Annotated in this window: 18 protein-coding genes; 6 read left to right on the forward strand and 12 right to left on the reverse strand. The window is 64.6% G+C overall.

The features are described 5' to 3' along the window. From ribH to N5A92_RS12550, 9 genes are all read right to left on the reverse strand, one after another. Complete coding sequence (gene ribH, locus N5A92_RS12510) at positions 1-468, reverse strand: 6,7-dimethyl-8-ribityllumazine synthase (RefSeq protein ID WP_260903112.1); 468 nt, start codon at positions 466-468, stop codon at positions 1-3. A 36-nt stretch (positions 469-504) separates the two neighbouring features. Further along, on the reverse strand, positions 505-1,119 hold the full coding sequence (locus N5A92_RS12515) for a riboflavin synthase (protein ID WP_260903114.1): 615 nt from the start codon (positions 1,117-1,119) through the stop codon (positions 505-507). Then, complete coding sequence (gene ribD / locus N5A92_RS12520; RefSeq protein ID WP_260903115.1) at positions 1,119-2,243, reverse strand: bifunctional diaminohydroxyphosphoribosylaminopyrimidine deaminase/5-amino-6-(5-phosphoribosylamino)uracil reductase RibD; 1,125 nt, start codon at positions 2,241-2,243, stop codon at positions 1,119-1,121. The genes N5A92_RS12515 and ribD overlap by 1 nt, the downstream gene beginning before the upstream one ends. A gap of 3 nt (positions 2,244-2,246) precedes the next feature. Beyond that, positions 2,247-2,711 carry a transcriptional regulator NrdR gene (nrdR, locus tag N5A92_RS12525; protein WP_260903116.1) on the reverse strand — a complete coding sequence of 155 codons (465 nt, stop codon included), beginning with the start codon at positions 2,709-2,711 and terminating at the stop codon, positions 2,247-2,249. A gap of 39 nt (positions 2,712-2,750) precedes the next feature. Continuing rightward, positions 2,751-4,061: a serine hydroxymethyltransferase gene (gene glyA / locus N5A92_RS12530; RefSeq protein ID WP_260903117.1), complete on the reverse strand. Its 1,311-nt coding sequence runs from the start codon at positions 4,059-4,061 to the stop codon at positions 2,751-2,753. A 207-nt stretch (positions 4,062-4,268) separates the two neighbouring features. Further along, on the reverse strand, positions 4,269-5,528 hold the full coding sequence (locus N5A92_RS12535) for a L,D-transpeptidase family protein (protein WP_260903118.1): 1,260 nt from the start codon (positions 5,526-5,528) through the stop codon (positions 4,269-4,271). Between the two features lie 299 nt (positions 5,529-5,827). Further along, positions 5,828-6,343, reverse strand: coding sequence for a transcriptional regulator LdtR (ldtR, locus tag N5A92_RS12540; RefSeq protein ID WP_260903121.1), 516 nt, complete (start codon positions 6,341-6,343; stop codon positions 5,828-5,830). 154 nt (positions 6,344-6,497) lie between these two features. Continuing rightward, complete coding sequence (locus N5A92_RS12545; RefSeq protein WP_425248576.1) at positions 6,498-6,896, reverse strand: DUF6163 family protein; 399 nt, start codon at positions 6,894-6,896, stop codon at positions 6,498-6,500. Positions 6,897-6,916: 20 nt separating this feature from the next. Next, entirely contained in the window at positions 6,917-7,969 is a 1,053-nt protein-coding gene (locus N5A92_RS12550; RefSeq protein ID WP_260903126.1) for an enoyl-CoA hydratase/isomerase family protein, read from the reverse strand. 179 nt (positions 7,970-8,148) lie between these two features. On the opposite strand from N5A92_RS12550, the gene hemB reads away from it, so the two are divergent. Then, positions 8,149-9,183, forward strand: coding sequence for a porphobilinogen synthase (gene hemB / locus N5A92_RS12555; protein ID WP_260903129.1), 1,035 nt, complete (start codon positions 8,149-8,151; stop codon positions 9,181-9,183). A 147-nt stretch (positions 9,184-9,330) separates the two neighbouring features. Here hemB and N5A92_RS12560 read toward each other — a convergent pair whose 3' ends face one another. Next, positions 9,331-9,825, reverse strand: coding sequence for a hypothetical protein (locus N5A92_RS12560; protein WP_425248570.1), 495 nt, complete (start codon positions 9,823-9,825; stop codon positions 9,331-9,333). Positions 9,826-9,896: 71 nt separating this feature from the next. Further along, on the reverse strand, positions 9,897-10,265 hold the full coding sequence (locus tag N5A92_RS12565) for an antibiotic biosynthesis monooxygenase family protein (protein ID WP_260903131.1): 369 nt from the start codon (positions 10,263-10,265) through the stop codon (positions 9,897-9,899). A gap of 97 nt (positions 10,266-10,362) precedes the next feature. Here N5A92_RS12565 and N5A92_RS12570 point away from each other — a divergent pair, with 97 nt between their 5' ends. The 5 genes from N5A92_RS12570 to N5A92_RS12590 all read left to right on the forward strand — a co-directional run bounded on the left by N5A92_RS12570 (position 10,363) and on the right by N5A92_RS12590 (position 15,133). After that, positions 10,363-10,839, forward strand: a complete 477-nt coding sequence (locus N5A92_RS12570; RefSeq protein WP_260903132.1) for a MarR family winged helix-turn-helix transcriptional regulator — start codon at positions 10,363-10,365, stop codon at positions 10,837-10,839. 103 nt (positions 10,840-10,942) lie between these two features. Next, the gene (locus N5A92_RS12575; RefSeq protein ID WP_260903133.1) at positions 10,943-11,425 is read left to right on the forward strand and encodes an RDD family protein; all 483 of its coding nucleotides are present in this window, start codon (positions 10,943-10,945) and stop codon (positions 11,423-11,425) included. Between the two features lie 159 nt (positions 11,426-11,584). Beyond that, the gene (locus N5A92_RS12580) at positions 11,585-13,417 is read left to right on the forward strand and encodes an SLC13 family permease (protein WP_260903134.1); all 1,833 of its coding nucleotides are present in this window, start codon (positions 11,585-11,587) and stop codon (positions 13,415-13,417) included. A gap of 23 nt (positions 13,418-13,440) precedes the next feature. After that, the gene (locus N5A92_RS12585) at positions 13,441-14,187 is read left to right on the forward strand and encodes an arginyltransferase (RefSeq protein ID WP_260903135.1); all 747 of its coding nucleotides are present in this window, start codon (positions 13,441-13,443) and stop codon (positions 14,185-14,187) included. A 43-nt stretch (positions 14,188-14,230) separates the two neighbouring features. Beyond that, positions 14,231-15,133, forward strand: a complete 903-nt coding sequence (locus tag N5A92_RS12590; RefSeq protein WP_482155901.1) for a DMT family transporter — start codon at positions 14,231-14,233, stop codon at positions 15,131-15,133. Between the two features lie 9 nt (positions 15,134-15,142). Here N5A92_RS12590 and N5A92_RS12595 read toward each other — a convergent pair whose 3' ends face one another. Beyond that, positions 15,143-15,625, reverse strand: a complete 483-nt coding sequence (locus tag N5A92_RS12595; protein ID WP_260903136.1) for an SRPBCC family protein — start codon at positions 15,623-15,625, stop codon at positions 15,143-15,145. Positions 15,626-15,655 lie beyond the last annotated feature (30 nt).

Below are 15,655 nucleotides of genomic sequence, written 5' to 3' on the forward strand. Positions count from 1 at the left end.
TCAGGCCCCCAATCGCTCTTTCAGTTCAATCATGCGCAGTGCCGCTTGCGCTGCGTCATATCCCTTGCCGCCGCCGGCGTTCGTGCCCTCGCTCTTCTCGACACGGGCCAGCGCCTGCGCCTCGTTCTCCACCGTCAGGATGCCGTTGCCGACCGCCAGCGAGTGCTTCACTGCAAGGTCCATCAGCGCCCGGCTCGATTCGTTGGCGACGATATCGAAATGATAGGTCTCGCCGCGGATCACGCAACCCAGCGCCACGAAACCGTCATATGGCTCGGCCCCGTTTGCGGCGGCCGAGACCGCGTAGGCAACCGCCGGAGGAACTTCCAGTGCGCCCGGCACTGTGACGACGTCATAGCTGGCGCCGGCCGCCTCAAGCGCCGCCTTGGCGCCGGCGAGAAGACCGTCAGCCAGATGGTCGTAGAAGCGCGCTTCGACGATCAGGATTCTTGGATTGCTCGTTGCCATTCTTGTCTCCGCCGACGATGATGGGGAAGCGGTGCATTAGGCCTCTTTGCCCGCCTCCGCAAGGCGTGCGGCATAGCGGGCCATCGTGTCCACTTCGATATTCACCCGATCCCCCACCTGCCGCTCGCCCCAGGTGGTCACGGCAAGCGAGTGATGGATGAGAAGCACGTCGAAGCGCTTCCCGTCGACGCGGTTGACCGTCAGCGACGTGCCGTCGAGCGCCACCGAGCCCTTCGGCGCAATGAACTTCGCCAGCTCCGCCGGCGCCTCGAGCACGAAGCGCACCGCCTCGCCCTCCTCTTCCCGCCCGACGATCTCCGCCATGCCGTCCACATGGCCGGAAACGATGTGGCCGCCCAGTTCGTCGCCGACCTTCAGCGGCCGCTCCAGATTGACCCGCGTGCCCTCGCTCCATTTCGCGGCCGTCGTCAGCCGGAGCGCCTCCTCCCACGCCTCCACTTCGAACCAGCGCCGGTTGGAGCCCGCCTCCGGCAGCGCGACCACCGTCAGGCATACGCCGGCGCAGGCGATAGAGGCGCCGATATCGATGGTCGCCGGATCGTAACTGGTCTCGATGCGCAGCCGCGCGCCCTTCTGCAGGGGCCGGACCGCCTGCACCGTTCCCACATCCGTGACGATCCCCGTAAACATCAGTCCGCCCTCGCATATTCGAAATAGCCGTCGTCGCCGAAGCGAGCTTCGCGGAGCTTGGTGAAGCCTTGAGGGATATGGTCGGGGCCGACAGGCGATGCAATGCCGCGTGGGCCGATTTCGCCGGGGCCGACGAACAGGCAGAGCCGGTCGACCAATCCTTCGGCCAGAAAGGCTTCGGCCGTATAGGCACCGCCCTCGACAATCAGGCTGGAGATACCGCGCGCGGCAAGGTCGTCCATGAGCTCCGGCAGGGCGATGTGGCCGTCGACCGTCTCGACGGCAAAAAACTCCGCGCCTGCATCGGCAAGCGCTGCGCGGCGCGCGGGTTCGGCATCGCTTGCGGCGGTGAGGAGGAGCGGCACCTCGCGGGCGCTTTGAACCAGCTTCGATCCAAGCGGCAGGCGCAGGCGGCGGTCTAGCACGATGCGCGCCGGCGAGCGCGCTTCCAGCCCCGGTAGACGGCAGGTGAGCGCCGGGTCGTCGGCCAGCGCCGTGCCGATGCCGACAAGAATGGCGTCGGCCTCGGCGCGCATCATGTGCACCTGCCGGCGGGCGGTGTCGGCGGTGATCGGAACCTGCCCCTCCCCCTCGACGCCGATCTTGCCGTCGGCGGAAAGGGCAAGCTTGAGAATCACTTCCGGCCGCCTCTTCAACGACCGTATGAGATATCCCTTCATCAGGTCGGCAGCCTCGTCGGCCAGCACGCCCTCCACGACCTCGATGCCGGCGTCGCGCAGAATGGCGTAGCCCTTGCCGCTGACGCGTGGATCCGGGTCGCTCGCAGCACCCACCACGCGCTTCACGCCGGCGGTCACCAGCGCCTCCGCGCAAGGCGGTGTGCGCCCGTGATGGGCGCAGGGTTCCAGCGTCACATAGGCGGTCGCACCGAGAGCCAACGCCCCCGCCTCCTCGAGCGCCTGCGTCTCGGCATGCGGTCGGCCGCCGACAGCCGTCACCGCGCGCCCGACGACATGGCCGTCACGAACGATGAGTGTGGCAACGGAAGGATTGGTGACCGTCCGCCCGAGATGGCGGCGCGAAAGGCGGATGGCGGCAGCCATGAAGCGCCAGTCGGTCTCCTCAAGACCCGCGGGCGGGGTGGGAGCGCCCTTGTCCGGCATCGCTCACTCCAGGTCTGGCTCGCCCTTGAGCTCGCCCAGCACGTCTTGAAAATCCTTCGCTTCCCGGAAATTCCGGTAGACGGAAGCGAAGCGGACATAGGCGACGTCGTCGAGCGACTTCAGCGCCTCCATGACCACGAGGCCGATCTGGTCGGAGGGAATCTCGCTCTCGCCCGAGTTCTCGAGCTGGCGCACGATCCCGGTCACCGCCCGCTCGACGCGATCAGGCTCCACGTTACGCTTCCTCAGCGCGATGTCGAAGGAGCGCATCAGCTTGTCGCGGTCGAACGGCACCTTGCGGCCGGAGCGCTTGACCACCACGAGATCGCGCAGTTGCACGCGCTCGAAGGTGGTGAAGCGTCCGCCGCAATCTGGGCAGGCGCGGCGGCGTCGGATGGCGGCGCCGTCCTCGGCGGGCCGCGAATCCTTCACCTGGGTGTCCTCGGACTGGCAGTATGGGCAGCGCATGTCAGCCTTCGCTTGGCAGAATCGCCTTTGCCGCCAGCCTTACCCCAGATAGGGGTAGAGCGGAAAGCGGTCGAGGAGACCTTGGACCTTGTTCTTGACCGCTTCCTCGACGGTCAGGTTGCCCTCGTCGGAATTAGCCGCTTTCAGCCCGTCCAGCACCTCGGCGATCAAATGCCCCACCTGAGAGAACTCGGCGACGCCGAAACCGCGAGTCGTGCCGGCGGGGGTGCCCAGGCGAATGCCGGAGGTAACGAAGGGCTTTTCCGGGTCGAAGGGAATGCCGTTCTTATTGCAGGTGATGTTGGCCCGCCCAAGGGCTGCCTCAGCGCGCTTGCCCGTGGCATTCTTGGGGCGCAGGTCGACCAGCATCAGATGGTTATCCGTGCCGCCGGAAACGATATCAAGGCCCGTTTTCTGCAAGCTCGCGGCAAGCGCCCGGGCGTTCGCCACCACCTGGTGGGCGTAGGCCTTGAACTCCGGCTGCAACGCCTCGCCCAGCGCCACCGCCTTGGCGGCGATGACATGCATCAGCGGCCCGCCCTGCAGGCCGGGGAAGACGGCGGAGTTAAGCTTCTTGGCGATGGCCTCGTCATTGGCCAGGATCATGCCACCGCGCGGGCCGCGAAGCGACTTGTGCGTGGTGGTCGTCACCACATGGGCATGCGGCAAGGGCGATGGATGCGCGTCGCCCGCCACGAGGCCGGCGATATGCGCCATGTCGACCATCAGATAGGCGCCGACACTGTCGGCGATCTCGCGAAAACGCTTCCAATCCCAGATACGCGAATAAGCGGTTCCACCGGCCAGGATCAGCTTTGGCTTCTTCTCGTGCGCCAGCCGCTCCACCTCGTCCATGTCGAGGAGGTGGTCGTCCTGGCGCACGCCGTAGGAAACGACGTTGAACCATTTGCCGGACATGTTGACGGGCGAGCCGTGGGTGAGGTGGCCGCCGGAGTTCAGGTCGAGCCCCATGAAGGTGTCGCCCGGCTGCAGCAGCGCCAGGAACACCGCCTGGTTCATCTGGCTGCCGGAGTTGGGCTGCACATTGGCGAAGTTGCAGCCGAAGAGCTCCTTTGCGCGGGCAATCGCCAGCTCCTCCACCACGTCGACGAACTCGCAGCCGCCATAATAGCGCTTGCCGGGATAACCCTCGGCATATTTGTTGGTGAGCACCGTGCCCTGCGCTTCCATCACCGCGCGGGAGACGATGTTTTCCGAGGCGATAAGCTGGATCTCGTCGCGCTGGCGGCCGAGTTCGTTGCGGATCGCGTTGAAGATGTCGCGGTCGGTCTCCTCGAGCGGCCGGGAGAAGAAGGTCTCCGTCTCGATGGCGGCGGACGCATGTGCCATGGCGATGTCACCCCTTGCGCTGGAAGCTCATGATGCGTGGCGGAACCCGCGCGGCCTTAGCATTTTTCCGGGACCGTCACCACGTCTTGTGCCGATTTTTTGGGCGGGTGCGACATAGTGGGCGACATGCGGCGGCGCGGATAGGCCGGGAATGCGAAAGGCCGCCCCGAAGGAGCGGCCTGAGAAGAGAAATCTCCGGCAGCGTTTTTAGAGCGCTGTGGAAATCTGCAGCTCCTGCTGGCCGTCGCGGCCGTAGATGTCGTCGCGCAGGTGCACCACACCGTCGCCCGTCGACCAGGCGGAGATATAAGTGAAATAGACCGGCACCGGATCGGCGACGGGAATGCGCTTGTCTTCCTCGGTCTGGATTGTCGTCTCGATCGTGCGGCGATCCCAGCCGGGCGTGCCGCGCAGGATCCACGTCACCAGGTCACGCACGTTCTGCACGCGCACGCAGCCGGAGGAGTGGAAGCGCTCCTGGTCGCGGAAGAGCTGCTGCTGCGGCGTGTCGTGCATGTAGACCGCATGCTCGTTGGGGAAGTTGATCTTCACCGTCGCCATGGCATTGATGCGGCCGGGATCCTGGCGAAAGCGGTACTTCGCCGCGTCGTCCGTCGACCAGTCGACGTTCATCGGGTTGACCTCGGTGCCGTCGGGCGCGATCAGGCGGATATTGTTATCCGTCAGGTAGCTGGGGTCCTCGCGCATCTTCGGAATGATGTCCTTCTTCACAATGGACACCGGCGCGTTCCAGTACGGGTTGAGGATGATCTCGTTGATATTGGAGCTGAGCACCGGGGTTTGCCGGTCGATCTTGCCGACGACGGCTGTGTGGCGCAGGAAGACGCGGTTGTTCTCCACCGCCTCGATGGAGGCAGCCGGGATATTGACGTTCACGAAGCGGGCGCCGAGAGGGTTTGACGTCAGCTCGCGCAAGCGCCCGAGATTCGTCTGCAACTGGCCGAGACGGATCGGTGCTGAGACGTTGAGCGCGGAATAGGTGTAGTGGCCGGTAACACCGTCGGCAGGCAGGCCGTGGCGGGCCTGGAAGCGTTTCAGCGCCGCATCGACATAAGAATCGAAGGCAGGCGACATGCCGGCCTGCGTGGACAGGTCCCCCGAGATCATCAGTCGGCGGCGCAGGATCTCCACATCCGGGTCGATGACGCCGAGCTGCAGCTTCTTCGCGGCCGGCACCACCGGCCAGCCGCCGCGCCCGACGATGTCTGAATACTGGGCGATGGCGCGCTCCACACTGCTCGCCGTCTCCGGGCTCAGAATGGGTTGGGTGGATGAGATTTTGCCGCCTTCCGTCGCCCGCGCATCGAACTGGTCACCCCAGCTGCCCCGTCGCGGGGAATTGATGATGGCGTCGATAGCATTCTGTGCCCTGGCGGAGCCTGCAAGGGCCGCGGCGGCCGCGGCGGCACCGGCTCCGGTAAGGAAAAGGCGGCGGTTGGATTTCATGTTTACCGAACCCTCGACGTAAAACCCGGATTGTCTGGTTTTCGAACGTGCACGAAACAGCGTTAATTTTTCGCCAAAGCGCCGCTCGAAGCGTTACCGACTTGCCCTCTCCGGCCGGAATGCGGCCTTGGCAGCGGCGATGTCCCGTCCTCCAATCCACCGCAATTATGTTATTAACGTGGCGCTTATGCATACGACAGGACGGCCATCACAATACGGTAATGGCCGGCACCCCGTCAGGGATACCAGCCATTCCGGTCGGCCTGCGCCGGCCGCCCCAGCAGTCAAAACGGCACTGCTCACATGCGATAGGCGATGGTGTCGTTCCAGAAACGGTCGAGCCGCTGCAGGGCGCGGTTCATCTGGCGAAATTCGTCCGCCTTGATGCCGCCGACCTGCTCGATGGAGCCGATGTGACGGTCGTAGAGCTTGGAGACGACCTTGGCGATCTCCTGGCCCTTCGGTGTCAGGCTGATGCGGACCGAGCGGCGGTCGATGCGCGAGCGCTGGTGGTGGACGAAGCCCTGGTCAACCAGCTTCTTGAGATTGTATGAGACGTTGGAGCCCAGATAGTAGCCGCGCGTGCGCAGCTCGCCCGCCGTCAACTCGGCATCGCCGATGTTGAACAGAAGCAGCGCCTGGATCGCGTTGATGTCGTTGCGCCCCTGGCGCTCGAACTCGTCCTTGATAACGTCGAGCAGGCGGCGGTGCAGCCGCTCGACGAGCTGCAGGGATTCGAGATAGAGGGAGCGCAGGCCGTTCTCGCCCTCTTCATGGGTAGACGTCTTCTGCGTCGCGGATCGCGTGTTGATCATGACTGGTGCCTTTCGTTTTGACGCCGGTGAGTTTTTTGTTTTCACCTTGGAGGCAACCCTATCGAATGCACCTAAAATTCGACTTAAACGCCAGGCTTAACAACACCTTACAGAGGAAACCCTGCATTTAGGGCTAAAAAGGCGTTAACTTCGGTTAATGCTCGGCGCGGCGCCGGGCGAGATGAAGCAGGACCCGCAGCCCGGTATAGATGGCGGCAACCGCGCCGTGCAGAGCGATGAGCCAGAGCCAGGTGCCGAAGAGTTCAGGAAAGATGCCATACATGACAATTTCCGCGGCCGCGCACAGAAACCAGACCACCGGTCCCCAGGAGGCCAGCATCCAGAGTCCGACCGCGGCAAAGGGAAAAAGGACGGCGAGCGGGGCGGCCGTCGCCTGCCAATAGAACGGCATCAGGTCGAAGCGCCACTCCGGCCCCTCGAAGAAGCCCAGAAGCCTGACCCAATAGCCGATGCCCTGGACGAGGCAGAAAAGTGCCACGGCGCGCTGCAGCATCTCCAAGGCATATTCGAGGGGGGACTGATGCATCGGCATCTGCGTGACCGCGTCGTTCGTCACAATTCGAGCTCCCCATCGGGAAGCGGCGCAAAGAAGGCCTCGATCGCCGCCGGGTCCACCGCGTCGAGCGATGCTGGCTGCCACGCCGGCGCCTTCGTCTTGTCGACGATCGCCGCGCGAATGCCCTCGTAGAAATCGCCATTGCCCAGCATGCGGTTGACGATCCGGAACTCCATGCGCATGCATTCGTCCATCGACAACGCGGCGCCAAGGCGCAGTTGGCGGAAAGCGACGTGCAGGCTGGTCGGCGAGCGCTTGGCGATTGTCTCGAGCGTCGCGGCCGCAAACTCGTCCCCCTCTTCCGCGCCCTGCGAAAGGCTGGCGACGCACTCTTCCAGCGTCGAAGGGGAGAAATAGCGGGCGATGGCCTCAAGGCGGGCCCCGTCCTTTTCCCGGGGAACGTCGCGGGCACGGGCGGCAAGGGCGGCGTCCACGTCGCCCGTCTCTGCGATCTCGTCGGCAAGCTCCGCAAGTGCTGTCGAATCGACGGCGTGGGTGGCAAGCCCCGCCCCTAGCGCCTCGCCCTGGCCGATGCGCTCGCCGGTCAGTACCAGGTACATGCCGTAGTGACCCGGAAGGCGTGACAGGAGATGGCTGCCGCCAACGTCGGGAAAGAAGCCGATGCCGACCTCCGGCATGGCGAAAAGCGTCTTCTCCGTCATCACCCGGTGCGAGCCGTGCGCCGACACCCCCACGCCGCCACCCATCACCACTCCGTCAATCAGCGCCACATAAGGCTTCGAGAAGCGCGCGATGGCGGCATTGAGGCGGTACTCGTCGGCGAAGAAGCCGACCGGCGGTCGCCCGGCGCGGCCGGCTTCATAGATGGCCAGAATGTCGCCGCCGGCGCAGAAGGCTCTGCCCTCCCCTTTGATGAGGACGACACGCACTTCATCGTCCGCCTGCCAGGCGGTCAATGCGCGGCCAATGGCCTTGACCATGGAATGTGTGAGCGAGTTGAGCGCGGCCGGCCGGTCGAGCACGATGACCCCCGCACAACCCTGCCGCACAAAACGGATGTCGCCGCCACCGCCGAAATCGCCTTCCAATCGAGCCTCCCCTCGCGAAACGCTCAGTTGGTGATTATGTGCGGCATGGCGCCGCGTCAATGGCGGCACTCCCGCCTTTTCCGTCGCAACGGGCCCGCACGAGGGCGATGCGCCCGCGCTCCGTGTTGTTCAGGCGCGTCGGCGCGTGATAAATATCGGGGCATATTGGAGAAAAGCCCGTGAACAAGCTGACCCGCGCCAAGCCCGAAGCCATTCGCAGCGTTGACGAGATCACCGCTGGCCGGCGATTGCGACGCATGCGCAAGGCCGACTGGTCGCGCCGGCTGGTACAGGAGAGCCACCTGCGCGTCGACGATCTTATCTGGCCGATCTTCCTCATCGAGGGCAAAAAGCGGCAGGAGGAGATCGCCGCCATGCCGGGCGTCTTCCGCTATTCCGTGGACCTCGCGGTGCTCCAGGCCGAACGCGCGGCGAAGCTCGGCATCCCCGCCCTTGCCACCTTCCCCAACATCGATATGAGCCGGCGCGATGCGCGCGGCTCGGCCATTCTCGATCCCGATAACCTCATCAATCAGGCAACCCGCGCCATCAAGGAGGCGGTGCCCGGGATCGGCGTCATCACCGATGTCGCCCTCGACCCCTTCACCAACCACGGCCATGACGGCATCCTGAGCGAGGGCGTCATCGTCAACGACGAGACGGTGGCGCAGATCGCCGAGGCAGCGGTGCTGCAGGCGGCCGCCGGCTCCGACGTCATCGCCCCGTCCGACATGATGGACGGGCGCATCGGCGCCATCCGCGACGCGCTCGACGGAAACGGCTTCCAGGACGTCGCCATCATGTCCTACGCCACCAAGTTCGCCTCCGCCTTCTACGGCCCCTACCGCGAGGCGATCGGCACCGGCGGCCTTCTGAAGGGCGACAAGAAGACCTATTACATCGACCCCGCCAATACGGACGAAGCGCTGCGCGAGACCGAGCAGGATCTCGCCGAGGGCGCCGACATGGTGATGGTCAAGCCAGGCCTTCCCTATCTCGACATCGTGCGGCGGCTGAAGGACAGCTTCGCCGTGCCCACCTTCGCCTATCAGGTGTCGGGCGAATACGCGATGATCAAGGCAGCAGCCGCCAATGGCTGGCTCGACGGCGACCGGGCCATGATGGAAAGCCTGCTCGCCTTCAAACGCGCCGGCTGCGACGGCATTCTCACCTATTTCGCGCTCGAGGCGGCGGAGATTTTAGCAGTCCGCTAGGGGATGGCGGTGCCTCGGCACCATGCCTCCTCTTTCCCTACAGACCACGAGCCGTAAGCCTTGAGCCGGGAGCGGTGCTTGTAGAGGCGAACCGGGTCCTCACAAGAGGATGTGCCAAGGACATTACGGCTTTCAGTCCCAGCCGTATCATGCTGCCCGCCGGCGGAACCGACCCTTCATCTTGAGGCCGTCGCGCATGTTAAGGCCAAGCAGCGTTATATTCGTCGCGCCGGCGACGAGCTCGAGCGCCTGCACCGCATAGAAGACGATGTCGAACTCCGCGGCGCGCGCCTTGGATGCAAGGAACAGCGCGGCCGGAATGAGGATCAGGATACCATTGGCGGCGATCCAAGGCATGCGCCTGAGCTTTGCGGCGACGAGCCCGGCACGGCGGCCCTTCGCCAACGCAAAGCCGGAGCCTCCGGCCGCCGCCAATGCCGGAATCAGCAACAGGAAACCCCAAGGTATGGCCGTCTTGACAGCAATAACGATGGCTTTGGGCGCAAACAGCTCGCTGAGAGCCGTCGACAGCCAGAAGGTTGCAATCGTGAAGAGCGCGAGCGTGCCGGCCACCGGATGGACCAGTTTGAGCAAGCAACGGTCGTCCGCCTTATCTCGCGTGATGTTCGTGATGTCGGCCATGATGAGCCTCCTTCAATTTCAACCTTGTCGCACCCAATCACGCGACTGGTCTTGACCCGGCTCAAGCCGACCTATGCGACGCAAATGCCCGGCACCGCGACCTTCTGGAAGAGGTGCGGCATGGCGACAGCCGAGGAGGGATAGGTCGAGAGTTTCGCCCTGAACTCCGGATGCGTGAAGGCTGCGCGGAAGTCGGCGGTCGATCCCCAGACTGCATAGTTGAGGTAGGTCGGGTTCTCGCCGATCGCCCGGTGAAGCTGCGTCGAGATGAAGCCCGGCCGCCGCTTCATGAATTCCGCATCAGCCTCCCAGGCTTGGAGGAAGGTCTGCTCGTCGGCCTTGTCGAGCGTGAAGACGTTCACCAGCACGACGGGAGAGGCTTCGACAGCAAGTTGGTGTTCGATCGGGAAGGTAGGGTCCATTGGGCGCAGGAGCGACATGACAGATTCCCTTCAATTGGTTATATGATGTCAATCTGGTGTGATGGATACATACTAATTTGACATTATGATGTCAATTAAATTATATGGTGACAAAATGCATGCGAGCAACCGAACCCCGGCCGCTGATGCCTTGACCGACCTCATTCTCGACCTGTTCAGGGTGAACAACCTGACCCTGACCTGGGGCGACCGGCTCGTCGCGCCCCTCGGACTGACCAGCGCCCGCTGGCAGATACTGGGAGCCATCGTCGCGGCGGACCGTCCGCAACCGGTCGCCTGGCTGGCGCGCGATCTCGGTGCCAACCGCCAGAACGTGCAGCGCATCGTCAACGACCTGGCGAAGGAGGGGCTCGTCACCTTCGAGCCCAACCCGCATCACCGCCGCGCGCACCTCGTTGTGCTGACCGACAAGGGACAGCAGACATATGACGCGGCCATCAGCTTGTATGACCCACGGGTCAATGCGCTGGTGGAGGGGTTCCCCATCGAAGACGTCAAAACAGCCGGCCGCGTCATGAAGGCGCTGCGGAAGAAACTTGAAGGAGAAGAAAATACCGAGGAGCGGAGCTGACCGCTATGGTTCGACAACGCTTCACAAAGCCGAAAAATCTTGAAACCCCGCCGGCCATCCCCATCTGCTAAGGACTTGCGTTTCTCGTAGAGGCAGGAGCCCAATGGCACACACCGACGCACATTCAAGGACGCTCGATGGCGAGGTCATCACCGCGCGACTCGACGACTGGCGCACCCTCCAGGGCGTGCGCACGCGGCGCGTTATTGCCTTTCTCATCGACTATCTCCTGATCGGCCTGCTTCTCATCCCCGTTGGATTTCTGGTATTCCTGTTCGGCCTCCTGACCATTGGCCTCGGCTGGCTGCTCTTCGGCATTCTCGGGCCGGTGACCGCCCTTCTCTACATCGCCGCCACACTCGGCGGACGGCATCAGTCGACATTTGGCATGCGCATGATGGGCATTCGCCTCGAAAGGCTCGATGGCGGGCGCGTCGATCCGCTTCTGGCGATTGTCCACACGGTTCTGTTCTGGGCCGGCAACGCCATTCTCACGCCCCTTATCCTTCTCGCCACCCTTGTCCTTCGCTACAAGCGTGCCTTGCACGACCTGCTTCTGGGCACGGTGGTGGTGCGCGCCGACTGACGGAACGGCGTGCCACGCCGAAGCGAAGGCGTGGTGCAAAGTTGCGCATGAGAAGGGAGTGCGGGCAAATCCATGCTTGCGGCGGCAGGCGCCGTGCTTATGCTCTGGCGTACCTGCGGGCAGCGACTTCGGCCCGCGTGCAGTCGAATGCGGGACGCGATGGCCGATTTCCACCTCTGGATGACCTATGCGATCATCCTCGTAACCGTCATCGCCTACACGAGCGAGCGCTTCGCGCTGGAGCAGGTGGCGCTGAGCAGTTTAGCTGCCTTCCTCTTCCTCTTCGCCGTCTTCCCTTACGAGAACGAGACCTATGGCAGCCTGCACCCGGAAGAGCTCTTGACCGGCTTCGCCAACCCGGCGCTCGCCACGGTGCTGGCGCTTCTCATCGTCGGCCAGGGGCTGTTCGCCACCGACGCCATGGACAAGCCGGCGCGCATGATCTCGCGCCTGGGCGGCCGCTCCAGTACCCGCGCAATCATCATAACGCTGTTGGCCGCCGCCTGCCTGAGCGCCATTTTGAACAACACGCCGGTGGTGGTGATCTTCATTCCCGTGCTCACGGTGATGGCCGCGCATCGCGGCTTCGCCGCTTCAAAGGCGCTGATGCCCCTTTCCTTCCTCACCATCCTGGGCGGCATGACGACCCTTATCGGCTCCTCCACCAACCTTCTGGTGGCCGGCGTGGCGGCCAAGTCGGGCATCGGCATCGGCTTTTTCGATATAACCGTCCCGGGCATGCTGCTTGCCGCCGTCGGCGCGGTCTACGTGCTCGGCGTCATGCCGCGCATCCTGCGCAAGGCGAGCAGCGAGACAAGCTATCAGCAGACGGTTTCCGGCACCCAGTTCATCGGTGAGCTCAGGCTGACGGCGGGACACCCCTTTATCGGTGTCGAATCGCGTGCCGGCCTGTTTCCCGGCCTCGGCGAACTGACGCCGCGCCTCATTGTGCGGCGCGGCATGAATTTCTATCCGCCTTTCGAGAACGTCACCCTGTCGGAGGGCGACCGGCTGGTGGTGACGGCGACGCGGCGGGCCTTCCTGAACGCACTTTCGCGCGGCGGCGCCAGCATCGTCTCCAACGGCGCCGGGGAGCACTTCGCAGGCACCGGCGATCCCTCGCAGCCGCTGGGCCCCGACTATCACCTCGCCGAGGCGGTCATCGCGCCGGCTTCGCGGCATGCCGGGCGCACCATCCGCAACGCCGGTATCGACACGACCCACGGCATCCACATGCTCGGCGTGCAGCGCAAGCACCGGATGGGCCGCACCCCGATGTCGGAAATCCGCCTGGAGCCTGGAGACACGATCCTCATCGGCGGCACCGACAGGGCTTTCGAGGAGTTGCGCGAGGGCCACGATCTCCTGGTGCTGGAATGGTCGGCCGAGCCGGTGCCGCAGCGCCGCAAGACCGGCATCGCCATCGCCATATTCGCCTTCATCGTGATCACGGCGGCACTCGACCTGCTTCCGATCGTGGCGACCTCTATCATCGGTGCCGTCGCCATGATCGCTATGGGCTGCCTCACCTTGCCGCAGGCCGGCCGCGCCTTCGACCGACAGATCTTCGTGCTCGTCGGCGCCTCCATCGCCGCCGCGACGGCGCTGGAGCGCACCGGCGGCGCACAACTCATCGCCGACGGGGCGGTGGCGCTGATGGACGGCCAGGGCCCGGCGGTTATGTTGTCGGGCTTCTTCTTCGTGGTGGCGGTGTTGACGAATTTCCTGTCCAACAACGCCACCGCCGTCCTGTTCACCCCGATCGCCGTCGGCATCGCCGAGGCCATTGGCGCGCCGCCGATGGCCTTCGTCGCCGCCACCATCTTCGCCGCCAACGCCTCCTTCGCCACCCCCATCGGCTATCAGACCAATCTCCTGGTGATGGGCCCCGGCCACTACTCCTTCCGCGATTTTATCAGGGCCGGCGCGCCGCTGGTGGCAATAATGTGGTTGACGTTTTCCCTCGTCGGTCCATGGTATTATGGGCTCTGACCAAGGAGTGACGCCCACGAAAGATGACGCAGCATCCGACACAATCACCGCAGTTCTTCCTAACCGCGCCCTCGCCGTGCCCCTATCTGGAGGGGCAGTTCGAGCGCAAGGTCTTCACGCACCTGGTGGGCGACAAGGCGCCTGAACTCAACGACCTTTTGACCCAGGGCGGCTTCCGCCGCTCTCAGAACATCGCTTACCGGCCGGCCTGCGAGACCTGCCGCGCCTGCGTGTCGGTGCGCATCCTGGCGCAGGAGTTCGGCCCGACGAAGAACATGAAGCGCATCATGAAGCGCAATGCCGACCTGATCGGCACCGCCCATGACGCCGAACCCTCGACGGAGCAATACGCCCTCTTCCGCTCCTATCTCGATGCCCGCCACAGGCGCGGCGGCATGTCGGACATGACGGTGCTCGACTATGCGATGATGGTGGAGGACACCCACGTCGACACCAAGGTGATCGAATACCGCCGGCGCGGCCCCGATTCTTTCATCACCGGGCGCGGCGAAGGCCCGCTCATGGCCGTCGCGCTCACCGACCAGATGGCCGACGGGCTCTCCATGGTCTATTCCTTCTACGATCCTGCTTTCGAGGACCGCTCGCTCGGCACCTTCATGATCCTCGACCACATCCGCCGCGCCGTCGCGGCCGGCCTGCCCCACGTCTATCTCGGCTACTGGGTCAACGGCGCCCGCAAGATGGCCTATAAGGTGCGCTTCAAGCCGCAGGAGCATCTGGGTCCGAACGGCTGGGACCGGTACGACTGAGCACCCGCTCCTGCCCGCATTGCCACTGGAGTGCGTGCGCACCTTGCCGGATGACCACAGCAACCATGCCAAGGGACTGCTCCTGACTGCCGTCGGCGGCATGGCGCTGACCGTCGACATCCCGCTCATCCGGCTCGCCGATGGTGACCACTGGCCGATCCTCATGGTGCGCAGCGGGCTCACCGTCGCCGCCGCGCTCGCCGTGTGGCTCCTCTGGCGCAGCTTCTCGCGCAACGCCCCGCCGCTCGTCCCCGGCAAGCCGGGCTTGGCGGTCGCCGGCCTCTACGGCATTTCGGCCGTCGCCTTCATGGCCGCCGTCTACAACACCTCGACGGCAAACCTTGTCTTCATCCTTGCCTTCAATTCGATGTTCGCCGCGCTGCTTTCCTGGATATTCCTGAAGGAGCGCCCGCGGCCGGCAACGCTCATCGCCATGGCCGTCATGCTCGTCGGTGTCCTCATCATCGTCGGCGACGGGATCGGCACCGGCAATTTCTTCGGCGACATGATGGCGCTTGCCTCCGCCTTCTCCATCGCACTTGCCATCACCATCACGCGGGCGAGCGGGCGCGACATGGGCTTCGCTGCGCTGGTGGCCGTCGCCCTGCCCTTCGCGATCGCCGCCGTCATGACAACAAAGACCGGCTACCGCATCGAGGCGCCGTGGTGGATCGTGCTGAACGGCGGGCTTGTCATCCCGCTCGCCTTCTTCTGCCTCGCCAACGGGCCGAAATATCTCCCCGGCCCCGAGGTCGCCATGTTCTATCTGCTGGAGACGGTGCTCGCGCCGGTCTGGGTATGGCTGATCTTCTCCGAGGTGCCGACCACGGCGAGCCTGATCGGCGGCACGATCCTCATCGCCACCCTTGCCGCACACTCGCTCTGGCAGCTCCACACCGGGCGCCGGCGCCGCCGCGCGGCGGGCACCATCCGCCACCCGGTGTAGCGCGGCCGCTCATATCTTAATCAGCAGCTCCGCGAGTTGGTCGGCGCACTGCCCCCAGCCCTCATGGAAGCCCATCTCCTCGTGGGCCTTGCGGTCTTCCACCGTCCAGTGCCGCGCCCGCGCGGTATAGCGCGTCTTGCCGCCCTCGTCCTCGAAAGTGAGGATGGCCGTGAAGAAGGGCTTCTCCGAGGGCTGCCAGGCCTCGGTGTAGGCATCGGTCATAACCAGCTTCTCGTTCTCCACCACCTCAAGATAGACGCCCTGGTTGGGATACTCGTTGCCATCGGGATCGCGCATGGTGAAGCGGTTGGTGCCGCCCGACCGCACGTCGAGCTCGGCCGAGGTGATCGTCCACGGCCTCGGCACGAACCACTGCTTAAAAATCTCGGGATCGGTGAAGGCGCGGAAGACCTTCTCGCGCGGCGCGTCGTAAAGGCGCGTCAGCACCAGCTCGCGATCGTGAGCGGGGGTGGGATTGTCCTGGTTGGTCATGATGTCCTCCTTCTGAGATCGGTTCCTTGC

The organism is Chelativorans salis (assembly GCF_025336525.1).
GTDB classification, from domain to species: domain Bacteria; phylum Pseudomonadota; class Alphaproteobacteria; order Rhizobiales; family Rhizobiaceae; genus Chelativorans; species Chelativorans salis.

What these genes read in the sequence shown, in the direction of transcription:
- N5A92_RS12545 (WP_425248576.1), bottom strand. Translation starts at nt 6,896, where the DNA reads ATGCCGATGCATCAGTCCCCCCTCGAATATGCCTTGGAGATGCTGCAG.
- ldtR (WP_260903121.1), bottom strand. Translation starts at nt 6,343, where the DNA reads ATGATCAACACGCGATCCGCGACGCAGAAGACGTCTACCCATGAAGAG.
- nrdR (WP_260903116.1), bottom strand. Translation starts at nt 2,711, where the DNA reads ATGCGCTGCCCATACTGCCAGTCCGAGGACACCCAGGTGAAGGATTCG.
- ribH (WP_260903112.1), bottom strand. Translation starts at nt 468, where the DNA reads ATGGCAACGAGCAATCCAAGAATCCTGATCGTCGAAGCGCGCTTCTAC.
- N5A92_RS12595 (WP_260903136.1), bottom strand. Translation starts at nt 15,625, where the DNA reads ATGACCAACCAGGACAATCCCACCCCCGCTCACGATCGCGAGCTGGTG.
- N5A92_RS12535 (WP_260903118.1), bottom strand. Translation starts at nt 5,528, where the DNA reads ATGAAATCCAACCGCCGCCTTTTCCTTACCGGAGCCGGTGCCGCCGCG.
- N5A92_RS12560 (WP_425248570.1), bottom strand. Translation starts at nt 9,825, where the DNA reads ATGGCCGACATCACGAACATCACGCGAGATAAGGCGGACGACCGTTGC.
- N5A92_RS12570 (WP_260903132.1), top strand. Translation starts at nt 10,363, where the DNA reads ATGCATGCGAGCAACCGAACCCCGGCCGCTGATGCCTTGACCGACCTC.
- N5A92_RS12580 (WP_260903134.1), top strand. Translation starts at nt 11,585, where the DNA reads ATGGCCGATTTCCACCTCTGGATGACCTATGCGATCATCCTCGTAACC.
- N5A92_RS12515 (WP_260903114.1), bottom strand. Translation starts at nt 1,119, where the DNA reads ATGTTTACGGGGATCGTCACGGATGTGGGAACGGTGCAGGCGGTCCGG.
- glyA (WP_260903117.1), bottom strand. Translation starts at nt 4,061, where the DNA reads ATGGCACATGCGTCCGCCGCCATCGAGACGGAGACCTTCTTCTCCCGG.
- ribD (WP_260903115.1), bottom strand. Translation starts at nt 2,243, where the DNA reads ATGCCGGACAAGGGCGCTCCCACCCCGCCCGCGGGTCTTGAGGAGACC.
- N5A92_RS12575 (WP_260903133.1), top strand. Translation starts at nt 10,943, where the DNA reads ATGGCACACACCGACGCACATTCAAGGACGCTCGATGGCGAGGTCATC.
- N5A92_RS12585 (WP_260903135.1), top strand. Translation starts at nt 13,441, where the DNA reads ATGACGCAGCATCCGACACAATCACCGCAGTTCTTCCTAACCGCGCCC.
- N5A92_RS12565 (WP_260903131.1), bottom strand. Translation starts at nt 10,265, where the DNA reads ATGTCGCTCCTGCGCCCAATGGACCCTACCTTCCCGATCGAACACCAA.